12 protein-coding genes are annotated in these 15,301 nt (G+C 72.0%); 6 read left to right on the forward strand and 6 right to left on the reverse strand.

Translation table 11 applies throughout. The annotated features are described in order from the left end of the window. Window positions 1-45: 45 nt before the first annotated feature. Window positions 46-747 carry a response regulator gene (locus AC07EJ_RS09285; protein ID WP_389478272.1) on the reverse strand — a complete coding sequence of 234 codons (702 nt, stop codon included), beginning with the start codon at window positions 745-747 and terminating at the stop codon, window positions 46-48. Then, window positions 744-2,375: a sensor histidine kinase gene (locus AC07EJ_RS09290; protein WP_389478273.1), complete on the reverse strand. Its 1,632-nt coding sequence runs from the start codon at window positions 2,373-2,375 to the stop codon at window positions 744-746. Before AC07EJ_RS09290 ends, AC07EJ_RS09285 begins: the two co-directional genes overlap by 4 nt. 228 nt (window positions 2,376-2,603) lie before the next feature. Between AC07EJ_RS09290 and AC07EJ_RS09295 the strand changes: the two genes are divergently transcribed. After that, the gene (locus AC07EJ_RS09295) at window positions 2,604-3,977 is read left to right on the forward strand and encodes a cation:dicarboxylate symporter family transporter (RefSeq protein ID WP_389478275.1); all 1,374 of its coding nucleotides are present in this window, start codon (window positions 2,604-2,606) and stop codon (window positions 3,975-3,977) included. A gap of 176 nt (window positions 3,978-4,153) precedes the next feature. Here the strand turns inward: AC07EJ_RS09295 and AC07EJ_RS09300 are convergent, their stop codons facing one another. Next, on the reverse strand, window positions 4,154-4,750 hold the full coding sequence (locus tag AC07EJ_RS09300) for a TetR/AcrR family transcriptional regulator (RefSeq protein ID WP_389478276.1): 597 nt from the start codon (window positions 4,748-4,750) through the stop codon (window positions 4,154-4,156). A 176-nt stretch (window positions 4,751-4,926) separates the two neighbouring features. On the opposite strand from AC07EJ_RS09300, the gene AC07EJ_RS09305 reads away from it, so the two are divergent. Beyond that, window positions 4,927-6,624: an MFS transporter gene (locus tag AC07EJ_RS09305; protein ID WP_389478278.1), complete on the forward strand. Its 1,698-nt coding sequence runs from the start codon at window positions 4,927-4,929 to the stop codon at window positions 6,622-6,624. A 246-nt stretch (window positions 6,625-6,870) separates the two neighbouring features. Here AC07EJ_RS09305 and AC07EJ_RS09310 read toward each other — a convergent pair whose 3' ends face one another. Beyond that, on the reverse strand, window positions 6,871-7,665 hold the full coding sequence (locus AC07EJ_RS09310) for an MBL fold metallo-hydrolase (RefSeq protein WP_389478279.1): 795 nt from the start codon (window positions 7,663-7,665) through the stop codon (window positions 6,871-6,873). An 85-nt stretch (window positions 7,666-7,750) separates the two neighbouring features. Between AC07EJ_RS09310 and AC07EJ_RS09315 the strand changes: the two genes are divergently transcribed. The 4 genes from AC07EJ_RS09315 to AC07EJ_RS09330 all read left to right on the forward strand — a co-directional run bounded on the left by AC07EJ_RS09315 (window position 7,751) and on the right by AC07EJ_RS09330 (window position 11,590). Beyond that, complete coding sequence (locus tag AC07EJ_RS09315; protein WP_389478281.1) at window positions 7,751-8,350, forward strand: CGNR zinc finger domain-containing protein; 600 nt, start codon at window positions 7,751-7,753, stop codon at window positions 8,348-8,350. A 51-nt stretch (window positions 8,351-8,401) separates the two neighbouring features. Then, on the forward strand, window positions 8,402-8,806 hold the full coding sequence (locus tag AC07EJ_RS09320; protein WP_362908161.1) for a MerR family transcriptional regulator: 405 nt from the start codon (window positions 8,402-8,404) through the stop codon (window positions 8,804-8,806). A 1-nt stretch (window position 8,807) separates the two neighbouring features. Continuing rightward, window positions 8,808-9,134: a thioredoxin gene (trxA, locus tag AC07EJ_RS09325; RefSeq protein WP_393584864.1), complete on the forward strand. Its 327-nt coding sequence runs from the start codon at window positions 8,808-8,810 to the stop codon at window positions 9,132-9,134. A gap of 200 nt (window positions 9,135-9,334) precedes the next feature. Then, the gene (locus AC07EJ_RS09330; RefSeq protein ID WP_478884004.1) at window positions 9,335-11,590 is read left to right on the forward strand and encodes a HelD family protein; all 2,256 of its coding nucleotides are present in this window, start codon (window positions 9,335-9,337) and stop codon (window positions 11,588-11,590) included. On the opposite strand, the gene glgB is transcribed toward AC07EJ_RS09330, so the two are convergent. Both glgB and AC07EJ_RS09340 read right to left on the reverse strand, forming a co-directional pair. After that, entirely contained in the window at window positions 11,577-13,817 is a 2,241-nt protein-coding gene (gene glgB, locus AC07EJ_RS09335) for a 1,4-alpha-glucan branching enzyme (protein ID WP_478884005.1), read from the reverse strand. The genes AC07EJ_RS09330 and glgB overlap by 14 nt on opposite strands. Beyond that, window positions 13,814-15,241: a maltokinase N-terminal cap-like domain-containing protein gene (locus AC07EJ_RS09340; protein WP_478884006.1), complete on the reverse strand. Its 1,428-nt coding sequence runs from the start codon at window positions 15,239-15,241 to the stop codon at window positions 13,814-13,816. The genes glgB and AC07EJ_RS09340 overlap by 4 nt, the downstream gene beginning before the upstream one ends. Window positions 15,242-15,301: the final 60 nt, after the last annotated feature.

A 15,301-nucleotide genomic window follows, 5' to 3' on the forward strand; every position in this document is an offset into this window, starting at 1 on the left:
TCAATCCCCGTGCAGGGGTGGCAGGTTGACCAATGGTCTAGTCCGCTACTGGTCCGCGGTGAGCCAGCGGTAGTGCAGTTCCGGTCGGCCCACCTGGCCGTACTGGGGGCTGCGGGCGGCGCGGCCCGAGTCGACGAGATGCTCCAGGTAGCGGCGGGCCGTGATGCGCGAGATGCCCACGGACTCGGCGGCCGCCGCCGCGGTCAGACCCTCCGGGGCGGCGCGCAGCGTCCGCGTCACGCGCTCCAGGGTCGGCGCGCTCAGTCCCTTGGGCAGGGCGGCCGGAGTCGGTGCGCGCAGGGTGGCCAGGGCGCGGTCGACCTCGTCCTGGCCGCCCGCCTCTCCCGCCGCCGCCCGGAACTCCGCGTAGCGCACGAGCCGGTCGCGCAGCGTCGGGAACGTGAAGGGCTTCAGCACGTACTGCACCACGCCGAGCGAGACCCCCTCGCGGACCACGGTGAGGTCGCGCGCCGAGGTCACCGCGATCACGTCCGCGTGATGGCCCGCCGCCCGCAGCGAGCGCGCCAGCTGCAGACCGTGGCCGTCCGGGAGGTGCAGGTCGAGTAGGAGCAGGTCGACCTGGGTGCGCTCCAGGGCGCGGTGGGCCTCGGCGGCCGTGTGCGCCTTGCCGATCGCGGTGAAGCCGGGGACCCGGTTCACGTACAGGACGTGGGCGTCGGCGGCCACCGGGTCGTCCTCGACGACCAGGACGCGAATGGTGCCGCCGGCGGTGCCGGGGTCTGTCACGCGGTGCCTCCCGTGGGCGTGGTCGCGCTCGTGCGCTGGAGTGGCAGGACGACAGTGAACTGTGCGCCGCCCGTGGGGGATTCGGCCAGGGTCAGGGTGCCGGAGTTGCGGGCGACGGACTGCTGGACGAGCGCGAGACCGAGGCCGCGGCCGCCGGGCCCGGCCGGCTTGGTGGACCAGCCCCGCTCGAAGACCGCGTCCGCGTGGCCGTCGGCGACACCCGGGCCCGTGTCCGTGACCCGGAGCAGCAGGTTGTCGTCCTGGGCGCGGGCCGTGACCGTCACCTTCGCGTGCGGCGAACCCTGGGCCGCGTCGACCGCGTTGTCGAGCAGGTTGCCGAGGATCGTCACGAGATCGCGGGCCGGCAGGGTGGGCGGCACCAGGCCGTCGTCGATGCGGCTGTCCTCGGAGATCTCCAGCTCCACGCCGTGCTCGTTGGCCTGTGCCGTCTTGCCGAGCAGGAGCGCGGCGAGCACCGGCTCGCTCACGGCGGCGACGACCTGGTCGGTGAGGGTCTGCGCCAGTTCCAGCTCGGCGGTCGCGAAGTCGACCGCCTCGCCGGCGCGGTCCAGCTCGATCAGCGAGACGACGGTGTGGAGCCGGTTCGCGGCCTCGTGGGCCTGTGAGCGCAACGCCTGCGTGAAGCCCCGCTCCGAGTCCAGCTCACCCATGACCGCCTGGAGTTCGGTGTGGTCACGCAGGGTCACCACGGTGCCGCGCCGGTCGCCGCTGGACACGGGCGAGGTGTTGACGACGACCACGCGGTCGGTGGTCAGGTGCACCTCGTCGACCCGGGGCTCCGCCGCCAGGAGCGCGCCCGTGAGCGGGGTGGGCAGGCCCAGCTCCGCGACGTTGCGCCCGACCGTCTCGTCCCCGACGCCGAGCAGCTCGCGCGCCCCGTCGTTGATGAGCGCGATCCTGCGCTGCCCGTCCAGCATCACCAGACCCTCGCGCACCGCGTGCAGCGCCGCCTGGTGATAGGCGTGCATGCGGCTCAGCTCGGTGGCGTTCATCCCGTGGGTGTGCCGCCGCAGCCGGGCGTTGATGACGTACGTGCCGATGCCGCCGAGGACGAGGGCGCCGGCCGCGACGCCGGCCAGCGCCAGCACCTGGCCGCGCGCCTGGGCGCTGATCTCCTCGACCGTGATGCCCGCGCTGACCAGCCCGACGATCCGGTGCCCCGACACGATCGGGGTGACCACGCGCACGGACGGGCCGAGCGTGCCCGTGTACGTCTCCGAGAAGGTCCGGCCCCGCAGGGCGGGCCCGATGTGGCCGAGGAAGCGCTCGCCGATGCGGCGCTCGTCGGGGTGCGTCCAGCGGATGCCGTGCGGATCCATGATCGTGACGAAGTCCACGCCGGTGTGGCGCTGGACGTCGCTCGCGTACGGCTGGAGCGTGCGGGTCGGGTCACCGCTCCCGGCGATCGCCCCGCGCACGGAGGGCGCGTCCGCGACCGCGCGGGCCGCCGCCGTGGCCTGGCGCGTGGCGGCCTCCTCGGCCTGCCTGCCGTCGCTGATGTACGTGAAGAGCGCGCACCCCGCGACCACGACGGCGACCAGGACGACCTGCATCGCGAAGAGCTGGCCGGCCAGGCTGCGGGCACGTGGCAGGAGGGGGAAGCGCATGGGCCCAGTCTGCCTCTCGGTACAGGTGCGAACGTTCAAACGTGAACTACTTGAACGTATAAGCGCGAACTAAATGAACGGAAGGGTGACGGCCCTCACAAGCCGGGAGATAGTCACCGTGATTCGCCAGACGTGAGCCGCACGCATGGCGCGTACGTGCAGGTTTCCCGTACGCAGTTGCAGGTTTCCCGTACGCAGTACGCCAGACACCGTCGTCAGGAGACACCCGTGGCCGAGACCCAGGTGGCAGCCGCCACCAAGAGAGACCGCACCCACTATCTGTACCTCGCCGTCATCGGTGCCGTCCTGCTCGGCATCGCGGTCGGCTTCATCTGGCCGGACTTCGCCAAGGAGCTCAAGCCGGTCGGCACCGGCTTCGTGAACCTGATCAAGATGATGATCTCGCCGATCATCTTCTGCACGATCGTGCTCGGCGTCGGGTCCGTACGCAAGGCCGCCAAGATCGGCAAGGTCGGCGGGCTCGCGCTCGGCTACTTCCTGGTGATGTCCGTGGTCGCGCTCGCCATCGGCCTGGTCGTCGGCAACATCCTGCACCCGGGCGACGGCATGCACCTCACGCAGGCCGTGAAGGACGTCGGCCACACCGCGGCGAAGGACGCCGCCGAGGGCCCCGTCGACTTCGTCCTCGGGATCATCCCGACGACTCTCGTGTCGGCGTTCACCCAGGGCGAGGTGCTCCAGACGCTCCTGGTCGCGCTCCTCGTCGGCTTCGGGCTGCAGGCCATGGGCCGCGCCGGTGAGCCGGTCCTCAAGGGGGTCGAGCACATCCAGAAGCTGGTCTTCCGCGTCCTCGGCATGATCATGTGGGCCGCGCCCGTCGGCGCCTTCGGCGCGATGGCGGCCGTCATCGGCGAGACCGGTGTGGACGCCCTGAAGGCCCTGGCCACGATCATGCTCGGCTTCTACGTGACCTGCTTCCTGTTCGTCGTGGTGGTCCTCGGAACCGTGCTGCGCCTGGCCACCGGCTACAACCTGTTCGCACTCCTGAAGTACCTGGGCCGCGAGTTCCTGCTGATCCTGTCCACCTCGTCCTCCGAGTCCGCGCTGCCGCGGCTCATCGCGAAGATGGAGCACCTGGGCGTCAGCCGTCCCGTCGTCGGCATCACCGTGCCGACCGGGTACTCGTTCAACCTCGACGGCACGATGATCTACCTGACCATGGCCTCGCTGTTCATCGCGGACGCCATGGACCAGCCCCTCGGCATCGGCCAGCAGATCGGCCTGCTCCTGTTCATGATGATCGCGTCGAAGGGCGCCGCGGGCGTCTCGGGCTCCGGCATCGCGGTGCTCGCCAGCGGACTCCAGTCGCACAAGCCGGCGCTCGTCGACGGCGTCGGCCTCATCATCGGCATCGACCGCTTCATGAGCGAGGCCCGCGCCCTGACCAACTTCGCGGGCAACGCGGTGGCGACGCTCCTCATCGGTACGTGGACGGGCGAGGTCGACAAGGACCGCGTCGCGCGCGTGCTCGCGGGCGACCTGCCGTTCGACGAGCGGACGCTTGTGGACGACGGGAGTGGTGACGCTGCCGCTGTTCCTGATCAGCGGGGTGAGGGCGAGAAGGAGCTGGCGAAGGCCTGAGCGCTCCGCTGGGTTCGCGGGTGAGGAATCTGCGGGCCGGCCCTGGGCTGGTCGCGCAGTTCCCCGCGCCCCACGGGGTGGCGTGGGCCTGTGTGAAGCTGCGGGTCGGTGGGGGCTGGTCGCGCAGTTCCCCGAGCCCCTGACGGGGCGCCCGTGGTGGGGCGTGTGGCGGCGCCCTAGTTGAGTCCCGCCACCAGTTCGGTGGCGCGTGAGGCGGGTACGCCTGCCGCGGTCAGTACGGTGACCGCGGCGGAGCGGCCCGCCTCTTCTGCTGGGATCAGCCCGTCGTTGACCGCTTCGAGCAGTCCGAACAGCACCTGCTCATGGACGTACGCGAGGGCCGGCGGCGGCAGGGGAGAGGTGAACTCACCTGATTCCAGGCCCTGTCGGAGCAGTTCGGTGCAGCTGTCGCGGACCGGGGTCAGCCGGGCGCGGATGCCCTCGACGGTGACGGCACGCTGCGCGAGGGCGACCAGCAGGCGGTAGCGGTCGGCGACCTCCCACACGGCGAGGAACGAGCGGGCCACGGCCTCGGCGGGGTCGGTCACCCCCGCGCGGCCCTCGGTCTGGGCGGCCTCGACCGCGACGACGGCGTCGTCCACCAGCGCGGCGACGAGCGCCTCGCGGCTGGGGAAGTGCCCGTAGACCGTGCGCCGCACGACGCCCGCGGCCCTGGCGATCTGGTCCATGGACGCGTCCGGGTCGCGCAGCAGCTCGGCGAGGGCGACGTCGAGGATGCGGCGGCGGTTGGTGTCGGCTCGTCCTGAAGTCACGCGCCCATTCTGCACCCCGGCCCCCACCCCGTTCACGTGTGGTTTTGCACAGCACTGTGCAATGACGTAAATTGCACAGTGTTGTGTAATTGCACGCTGCTGTGCAATGTCCGTGAACGCGCGGACACGTGAACTCGTGGACTGTGGGGCCGAGCGCCCCGAAGGGTGGCAGGGGAATGCGCCTCGTCATGAAGGAACCGGTCGAGGGGATGGACCGGCCGTACGCCCGTCGCTGGTGGGCCCTGCTCGTGCTGTGCCTGAGCCTGCTGATCATCGTGATGGCGAACACCGCCCTCACCGTCGCGGCGCCGGACATGACCAAGGACCTCGGCCTGACCAGCGCCGACCTCCAGTGGGTCATCGACGGCTACACCGTTCCGTACGCGGCGCTGATGCTGCTGCTCGGCGCGATCGGCGACAAGTACAGCCGGCGCGGGGCGCTCATCCTCGGCCTCGTCGTCTTCGGCGGGGGCGCCGTCGCAGGCTCGCTCGTCGACAGTTCCACCGGGGTCATCGCGGCCCGCGCGGTGATGGGGGTCGGCGCGGCCATGATCATGCCCGCCACGCTGTCGCTGCTCGCGGCCACCTTCCCGCGCGCCGAGCGCGCCAAGGCCATCGTGCTGTGGACCGCCACCGCGGGCCTCGCCATCGCCGCCGGACCCCTGGTCGCCGGCGCGCTCCTGCGCAACCACGGCTGGTCGTCCACGTTCCTGATCAACGTGCCCGTGGCCGCCGTCGCCCTCGTCGGCGCCCTCGTCCTCGTACCGCCGTCCAAGGCCGCGCACCAGCACCGCATCGATTACGTCGGAGGCCTGCTCTCCGTCGTCTGGGTCGGCGCTCTCGTCTACATGATCATCGAGGGGCCGCACTTCGGCTGGGGCGCCAAGGCGATCGGCGCCGCGGTCGTCGCGGGCGTCGCCCTGGTGGCATTCGTCCTGTGGGAGCTGCGCCACCCGCGCCCGGTCCTGGACGTCCGCCGCTTCACGGACCGCCGCTTCTCCGGCGCGAACCTCGCCGTCGCCCTCTTCTTCCTCGCGGTCTTCGGCGCCTTCTACTACCTCACGCAGCACCTCCAGTTCGTCCTCGGCTACGACGCGCTGGCCACCGGCATCCGCATGCTGCCGCTGGCCGGAGCGGTCTTCGTGGGCTCGGCGCTCACCGGGTACCTCACCCCGCGCATCGGCATGAAGGTCACGGTGACGGCCGGGATGGTCGGCGGCACGGCGGCCCTCGCGCTCCTCACGCGCATCGACGCCTCGTCGACGTACGGGGACTTCGTGCTGCCCCTCGCCATCCTCGGCCTCGCGATCGGCCTCGCGCTCTCGCCGTGCACCGACGCGATCATGGGCTCGTTCCCCGAGTCGGAACTTGGCGTCGGCGGCGCGGTCAACGACACGTCGCTCGAACTCGGCGGCTCGCTCGGCATCGCCCTCCTCGGCTCGGTCCTGGCCGGTTCGTATTCTTCGCAGCTGGCGGACAACACGGCCGGATCGAAGCTGCCCGCCGACGCGCTGAGCACCGCGCAGGACTCGGTCGGCGCGGGCTACGCGGTGGCCCACGGCATCGGGGACCAAGCCCACAAGGCTGCCGCGAAGGCGGCGGGCGCGACCAGCCCCGAGCAGGCGGCCCAGTTCAAGGCGCAGGCCGAGCAGCTCGCGGGCGGCGCGAAGCAGATGGCCGACGCGGTGGGTTCCGCGTTCTCCGACGCCGTGGCGCACACGAGCGTGGTCGGCGCGGTGATCCTGGGCGTCGGGACGGTGCTGGTAGCGGTGCTGCTGCCGCGCCGTGCGCGGGGAGCGGCGGAGCCGGACGCAGCGGAGCCGGGCACCGAGGATGCGGCTGGAACCGCCGAACTGGTGGGCAGCGAAGGCTAGTTACCCGCTAAGGGCGGCGGTGGGTTGCTGGTCGATGTGTCGGACCCGTCGCCCGTCTTCCCGGTGGCGGATCCCCGCTTGGAGGGCGAGCGCGGTCGGGGCCTGACGGTCGTACGTCAACTGGCCCTGGAACTGGACTGGTTCCTGCGCCCGGACCTCGGCAAGACGGTCCGGGCGCGGCTGGTGCCCCATGCCGTGTGGCCCGGGCGACCGAGTGCAGCGGCGGCCGGGATCCCGGCCGCACGGTCAGCCCCGGTCGCCAAGGTCCAGGCGGTCCAGCAGGCCGGCGTCGGTGAAGGCGGCGACCAGTTCGGCACGGCCCTCGGTGAAGTGCGCCCAGCTGTCGTAGTGGACGGGGACCACCCGGCGGGCACCGAGGATCCGGGCGGCGTCGGCGGCCTGTGCGCTGTCGAGGACGAGCGTCGCGCCGTCGAAGAGGACAGGGATGCGGGGAGCCCCGGCGAACAGGACGGCGGTGTCCACCGGGCCGAACCGATCGGCGATCTCCTTGACCAGGTCGAGCGAGGCGTTGTCGCCGCTGACGTAGACCGTGGGCAGGCCCTGCCCGGTTAGGACGAATCCGACGACCTGGCCGCTGATCGGTTCGACCTCCTCGCGTGCGCCGGGCCCATGGACGGCGGGCACGCCCGTGACCGTGACGGTGCCGCCATCGGTGCGGTCCAGGTCGATCGACTCCCAGTCGGCCAGCCCCTTGGCCCCCGCCCCCAGGCGCCGTCCGCCCCCGGGCGTGGTCAGGGTCAGCGGGACGTCGGCGAGCAGGGCCCGGCCGGAGCCGTCGAGGTTGTCGGGGTGCTCGTCGTGGGAGAGCAGGACCACGTCGATGCGGCCGAGTCCGGCCGGCGCGGCAGAGGAGGGCGCCGTCTTGGTCAGCCGTCCGCCGGGCACGTCGTAGTCGCGGGGCGCGTCGAAGGTCGGATCGGTCAGGAACCGCAGGCCGCCGTATTCGAAGAGGGCGGTCGGGCCGCCCAGGACGCGGATGGGGATCTGCTCGGTGGTCGTGGTCGTACTGGCGTCAGCCATCAAAACCTCACGGATAGGAAGCGAGTGATCCGTGAGAAACGATAGTCCTGTCTCACGGATGAAGGCAAGCCGTACCATGACAGTCATGAGCGAGACCCTGACCGCGGAATCCATGCCGCCGCCCGCGCCGGGGGCGGAGGATTACCTCGCCCTCGACTTCGTCAACAGCGCCATCGCGTTGCCCGGTGGGCGCTTCATCGATTTCCTCGGCACCCCCGCGTCCGCGAATCGGTGGCTCACCGAACACGGCCTCGCGCCGGCCGACGCCGGGGTGCAGGAGATGTGCGCGGCGCAGCTGCGCTCCCTGCGCGAACACCTCAGGGCGTTGTTCGCCGCCCGGGTCGCCGAACTGCCCGCCCCGCCCATGGCGCTGTCCGCCGTCAACGACGCGATGGGCAAAGCCCCCGCAGCCGCCCTGCTCTACTGGGACGAGGAAAAGGGCCCCTACCGCGCGGTGCCCTGTCCCACCGACGAGATCCTCGGCCGCGCTCTCGCGACCCTCGCGGCCGACGCGGCCGACCTCCTCACCGGCCCCGACGCCGACCGCCTCACCGGCTGCGGTTCCACCCCCTGCAACCGCTACCTGCTGCGCCACGGACGCCGCCACTGGTGCTCCACCCGCTGCGGCGACCGTGCCCGTGCCGCCCGCGCCTACGCCCGGCGCACCCAGCCGAAAGCAGACTGACGAACCCCGTGGCTGGCCTTTCCGTCGGCGTCAACGTCTACCGTCGAGGACATGCGCATCGGAGAGCTGGCTGAGCGGGCGGGGACGACCACGCGGACGCTGAGGTACTACGAGTCGCGCGGGCTGCTGCCCGCGCGGCGCGGAGGCAACGGCTACCGCACGTACGACGACGCGGACCTGCGGGCCCTGCGGCAGATCAGGACGCTCCAGGACTTCGGGTTCGAGCTGGAGGAGACCCGGCCGTTCGTGGAGTGCCTGCGGGCCGGGCACCCGGAGGGTGACTCGTGCCCCGCCTCGCTCGCGGTGTACCGCCGCAAGCTCGGTGAACTCGATGCGCTGATCGGTGAGTTGACCGCCGTACGGCAGAAAGTCGGCGCGCAGCTGGAGCGCGCCGAGGAGGCCATGGACGCGCTGGCGGGCGAGGACCCGTCGCCGCGCTGCGAACTGGGAGGGTGAAGTGGGTACGGATCTGAGGGATGTCACGGACGCGGACTTCGGCGCGGAGGTGCTGGGGGCCGGGCGGCCGGTTCTGGTGGAGTTCACCGCCGAGTGGTGCGGGCCGTGCCGGCAGCTCGCGCCGGTGCTGCGCTCCATCGCGGACGAGGAGCGGGACCGGCTCGACGTCGTGGTGATCGACGTGGACCGCAACCCGGAGACCGCCGTGCGTTACGGGGTGCTGTCGATGCCGACGCTCATGGTCTTCAAGGACGGCGAGCCGGTGTGGTCGCGGGTCGGGGCACGCCCGAAGCGGCGACTGCTGGAGGAGCTGGCAGAGGTCGTCTGATCGCGCCGGGTCGGCGCGGGGCTGTTGACCGGGCCGAATAGCGGCCGTGAAATCCCCGGGGTGCAATTGGATCCTGCCAGGGGGTATATTCGGTGTTTCTGTGTGCCCACAGAAAAGGCCCCTCACGAGGGGCCGAATAACCACACCGTACCTGGCAGGGAGCCGCTTTGTCAACCCGTGAAGCGCGTGAAATCGCTGAATTGAAGAAAGAGCAGGAATTCATCGACCGGCTTTACGCGCGCGTCGATGTGCTGCGCGGCGACGCCGCGGAGTCGGTCTCGGACGCCCTGACACCGGTCGGCACCGGCCAGCAGGCGCGGCTCGAAAGGGATCTCCTCGTCGTCGAGCGTTCCGGCCTGCTCGCCGCGCTGAACGCGGTCGACGGTTCGCTGTGCTTCGGGCGGATCGATCTCACCGAAAAGGCGGGCGGCGCCGCGCATCACATCGGGCGCATCGGAATTCGCGAGGAAGACAGCGAACACACCCCGATTCTGATCGACTGGCGCGCGCCGGTCGCCCGCCCCTTCTACCTCGCGACCGGTCACACGCCGATGGACATCAGGCGGCGGCGCCACCTCACCACCGAGGGCCGCACCGTCACCGAGCTGCACGACGAGATCCTCGACCTGGGTGACGAGGAGCGCACCGGGTTCGAGGACCCGACGGGCGACGCCGTGCTGCTCGCCGCCCTGAACTCGGCCCGTACCGGCCGCATGGGCGACATCGTGCAGACCATCCAGGCCGAGCAGGACCGGATCATCCGCCACTCGCACCGCGGCGTGCTCGTGGTGGAGGGCGGCCCGGGCACGGGCAAGACCGCGGTGGCGCTGCACCGGGCGGCGTTCCTGCTGTACGAGCAGCGCGAGCTCCTCGCCAAGCGGGCCGTGCTCATCGTCGGACCGAACCCCGCGTTCCTCGGCTACATCGGCGAGGTTCTGCCCGCGCTCGGCGAGACCGGTGTGCTGCTCGCCTCGCTCGGCGAGCTGTTCCCCGGCGTGCACGCCACCGCCGAGGACACCCCGCACGCCGCCGCCGTCAAGGGCGCCGAGGCCATGGTGGACGCCCTCGCGCTCGCCGCCCGCGACCGGCAGCAGCTCCCCGAGCCCGGCGCCCCGTTGATCGTCCGGCACGACGACGGTGACCTGGTCCTCGACTGGGAGATCGCCTACGAGGCCCGGCAGGCCGCCCGCGACACGCTCCTGCCGCACAACCTCGCCCGCCCCCACTTCGCCTTCCGGATCATCGACGCGCTCACCGCGCAGCTCGCGGAGCGCATCGGCGCCGACCCGTACGGCGGGCCCAACTTCCTCGGCCCCGACGACCTCGCCCAGCTCGGCAAGGGCGTCGCCTCCAGCATCGAAGTGCACGCCGCCATCGAGGAGTTGTGGCCGCAGCTCACCCCGCAGGGCCTGGTCGCGGACTTCCTGGCCGAGCCCGTGCACCTGGCCGACGAGGACGCGGGGGCGATCCGGCGGGACGTGACGGGACCGGCGGACTGGACCCCCGCCGACGTTCCGCTCCTCGACGAGGCCGCCGAGCTGCTCGGCGTCGACGACAGCGCCGAACGCGCGCTGGCCGAAGCGGCGCGGCAGGAGCGGATCGGCTACGCGCAGGGCGTCCTGGAACTCTCGCGCGGCTCCGAGACGTACGAGTTCGAGGACGAGGAGGACTCCGAGGTCCTCGCCGCGCACGACATCGTCGACGCCGAGCGGGTCGCCGACTGGTACGAGGAGGAGGACCACCGCAGCGCCGCCGAGCGTGCCGCGGCCGACCGGACCTGGGCATTCGGGCACATCATCGTCGACGAGGCGCAGGAGCTGTCGCCGATGGCGTGGCGGCTGCTGATGCGGCGCTCGCCGACGCGGTCGATGACGCTGGTCGGCGACCCCGCGCAGACCGCTGAGGAGGCCGGCGTCGGATCGTGGGAGAAGATCCTCGCGCCGTACGTCGAGGACCGCTGGGAGCACACCCGGCTCGGCGTCAACTACCGCACCCCGTCCGAGATCATGGACGTGGCGGCGGCCGTGCTGCGCGCCGAGCACCCCGGCTTCGAGCCGCCGTCCTCGGTCCGCTCGACGGGCGTGCGCCCCTGGGCGCGCGAAGCCGACGACGTCGTGCAGGCCGTGGCGGAGGAGGCCGTCGCCGCGACGCCCGAGGAGGGGCGGCTCGCGGTGATCGCCCCCCGTCGGCTGCACGCGGCGCTCGCCGCCGTGCTGCCGGACGTCGTGGCGGGCGGCGAGCCCGACCTCACCAAGCACCTGGTGCTGCTCGACCCCCGGCAGGCCAAGGGGCTCGAGTTCGACCGCGTACTGGTCGTGGAACCCGGCGAGTACGGCGTCAGTGACCTCTACGTCGCGCTGACCCGGGCCACCCAGACCCTCGGCGTCGTGCACGGCGGGGAGCTGCCCGAGTCGCTGCGCGGCGTGCTGAGGGCTGTCCCGGTCACGCAGGCCTGAGCCACACCGTCGCGAGCGGCGGGAGCGTGAGCCGGACACTGGCCGGACGCCCGTGGGCACCCTGGGCGTCCGGCTTGACCGGGTCCGGGTTGCCGACGTCGCCGCCGCCGTAACGGGCCGCGTCGGTGTTGAGGACCTCGTGCCAGGCCGGTACGTCCTCGGGGGCACCGAGCCGGTACTCGTGGCGCACCACCGGCGAGAAGTTGGACACCGACATGAGCGGGCTGCCGTCGGCGGCGCGGCGCAGGAAGGCGAAGACGTTGTCCTGCGCCGCGTCACCGACGATCCACTCGAAGCCCGCCGGGTCCATGTCCCGCTGCCAGAGCGCGGGTGCGTGGCGGTAGGCGGCGTTCAGGTCGCGTGTGAGGTCGCGGACGCCGCGGTGGTCGGGCTCCGCAGGGTACGACGGGTCGAGCAGCCACCAGTCCGGGCCGTGCGCCTCCGACCACTCGGCTCCCTGCGCGAACTCCTGCCCCATGAACAGGAGTTGCTTGCCCGGGTGGGACCACATGAAGCCCAGGTAGGCACGGTGGGTCGCCCGCTGCTGCCACCAGTCGCCGGGCAGCTTGGAGACCAGCGCCTTCTTGCCGTGGACCACTTCGTCGTGCGAGATCGGCAGGACGTAGTTCTCGCTGTACGCGTAGACCATCGAGAACGTCATCTCGTCGTGGTGGTAGCTGCGGTGGACCGGGTCGTGGGACACGTAGCCGAGCGAGTCGTGCATCCAGCCCATGTTCCACTTCAGGCCGAAGCCGAGACCCCCGAAGCCGCCCGGTCCGATGTGGTGGGTCGCCCGGGTCACGCCGTCCCACGCCGTCGACTCCTCGGCGATCGTGACGACGCCGGGGACCCTGCGGTACAGCGTCGCGTTCATCTCCTGAAGGAACTCGACCGCGTCCAGGTTCTCCCGTCCGCCGTACTCGTTCGGGGTCCACTGCCCGTGCTCGCGCGAGTAGTCGAGGTACAGCATCGAAGCCACGGCGTCGACGCGCAGGCCGTCGATGTGGAACTCCTCGCACCAGTACACGGCGTTGGCGACCAGGAAGTTGCGGACCTCCTTGCGGCCGTAGTCGAACTCGAGGGTGCCCCAGTCGGGGTGGGCGGCGCGCAGCGGGTCCTCGTGCTCGTACAGGGTGCGGCCGTCGAACTCGGCGAGGGCCCAGTCGTCCCGCGGGAAGTGGGCCGGCACCCAGTCCATGAGGACGCCGATGCCGGCCTGGTGCAGCGCGTCGACCAGACACCTGAAGTCGTCGGGCGTGCCCATACGGGCCGTCGGGGCGTAGAAGCCGGTGACCTGGTAGCCCCACGACCCGCCGAAGGGGTGCTCGGCCACGGGCATCAGCTCTACGTGCGTGAATCCCAAGTCGGCTACATAAGCGGGGAGTTGGGTGGCGAGCTGGCGGTACGTGAGCCCTGGGCGCCAGGACGCGAGGTGGATCTCGTAGACCGAGAAGGGGGCCTCGTGCGCGGGCGGCGTGCCACGGCGGGCCATCCACTCGTCGTCGTGCCAAATGTGGTGCGAGGCGTCGATGACGGAGGAGTTGGCGGGCGGGACCTCGGTGCGGCGGGCCAGCGGGTCCGCGCGCATCGTCTTCGAGCCGTCCGGGCGGGTGATCTCGAACTTGTACAGCTCACCCTCGCCGAGGGCCGGGACGAAGAGCTCCCAGATCCCCGTGGAACCGAGCGAGCGCATCGGGAAGCCGGTGCCGTTCCAGTAGTTGAAGTCGCCCACGACGCGCACCCCTTGGGCATTGGGCGCCCAGACCGTGAAGCGGGTGCCCGTGATGCCCTGATGCGTCATGGGGTGCGAGCCGAGCGCCTGCCACAGCTGCTCGTGCCGGCCCTCGCCGATCAGGTGCAGGTCGAACTCGCACAGGGCGGGCACCAGCCCGTACGGGTCCGGGGACTCGTGCTCGGCAGCGCCCTCGTAGGTGGCCAGGAGGCGGTAGTCGGCCGGGGGCGCGGGCAGGTCCACGAGGCCCGAGAAGAAGCCGTCGCCGTCGTCGTGCAGCCGGACCCTGAGGCCGTCCGCGACGACCGTGACCGCGCGGGCGTACGGGCGCAGCGCCCGGAACGCCGTGCCGGAGGGCGTGGGGTGCGCGCCCAGGGTGGAGTGCGGGTCGTGGTGGGTGCCGGCGAGGAGGCGGTCACGGTCTGCGGCGGGGGTGGGGGCAGGGGCGGCGGTGACGGGTGTGGGAGGTGTGGAGCGGGAGGGGTCGTGCGTCACGGGGTGGCCTCCTGGCTCGGTGTGGACATGGGGTGCTGCGGTGCCGCGTCCGCGTCTTTGGGGCGGGGGCGCGGCAGGCCGGAGGCCTCCGTGGCGAGGCGGTCGATCGCGGACAAGGGGATCGACAGCCAGTCCGGGCGGTGATGGGCCTCGTAGACGGCTTCGTAGACCGCCTTGTCCGTCTCGTAGGCGCGCAGCAGGACCGGGTCCGTCCGCGGATCGTCGCCGGCGGCCTGCGCATAGCCCGCGCAGTACGCGTCCCGGCACTGGCGCGCCCAGTCCGGCGCCCAGGGCCGGCTGGTGCGGGCCGCGTAGTCGAAGGAGCGCAGCATGCCGGCCACGTCGCGGGCGGGCGGGTGCGGCAGCCGGCGTTCGGGCAGGGGGCGGGACGGCTCGCCCTCGAAGTCGATGACCGACCAGGCGCCGGCGGGCGAGCGCAGGCACTGGCCCAGGTGCAGGTCCCCGTGCACGCGCTGGGCGGTGCGGGGGGTCGCGTCGGCCGCGAGGGCGTCGAAGGCGGTGTGCAGCGCGGGCGCGTAGGGATGGAGGGCGGGCACGGCCTGGACCGCCTTGTCCAGGCGGTCCTTCATCGACCGGGCCAGCTGCACCGTGTGGGCGCGGCCCAGGGTGACCGTCGGCAGGGCGTGCGCGAGGGCGAGGTGGATCTCCGCTGTCGCGCGGCCCAGTTCGCGGGCCTCGTGGCGGAAGTCCTGCCCCTTGGACAGTTCGCCGAGCGCGAGGTCCCAGCCGTCCGTCGCGCCCGTGAGGTAGGGCTGGAGCAGGCCGAGCGAGAGCGGGTCGTCGTCCGTCGTCTCGAACCACGCCACCGGGGCGAGCGCGCGTCCGCAGCCCTCGTCGGCCAGCGCGCGCTGGAGTTCCAGGTCCGGATTGAGGCCCGGCGTCACCCGGCGGAACACCTTGAGGATGAACGTATCTCCGTAGATGACCGACGAGTTGGACTGCTCCGCGTCGAGGGGGCGGGGAGCGAGGCCCGGCGGGATCGGCGTCTCGCCGTCGTGCGCGAAGCGGAGTCCGTCCAGGCGGCCCGGGTGGCGCAGCCGCTCCAGGAGGAGGTCCGTCAGGCGGGGGTCGAGCAGGGCCTCGTAGACCGTGCGTCCGGCGAGGGGGCCCTGCGTGACATGGCCGATGAGGGCCGGCGCCAGGTACGGGGGCAGTGACTCCCTTACGCCCAGCAGGAGTTGGTACGTGTCCTGGGTGGGCTCGATGCGCACAAGGGCGTGGATCAGGCCCGGCTGGCGTGCCGTGACCGGCAGCAGGTCCGTCGCGGCGAGCAGGGTGAGGGCGGGTGCTGTTCTGCCCGCGAACCAGCGTTGCCGGGGCAGCCACGCGCGCAGGGGCGGGTCCAGCGAGGCGAGCAGTTCGGGTCGCGCGGTCGGGCCGGTTCGGGTGACGGCATCCGGCATGGCGTCACGTCCTTTCCCCGGGGCGGGCCGCGACTGGGTGCGGGGCGGCGTCCCGGAAAT

The organism is Streptomyces sp. NPDC045026, assembly GCF_056432625.1.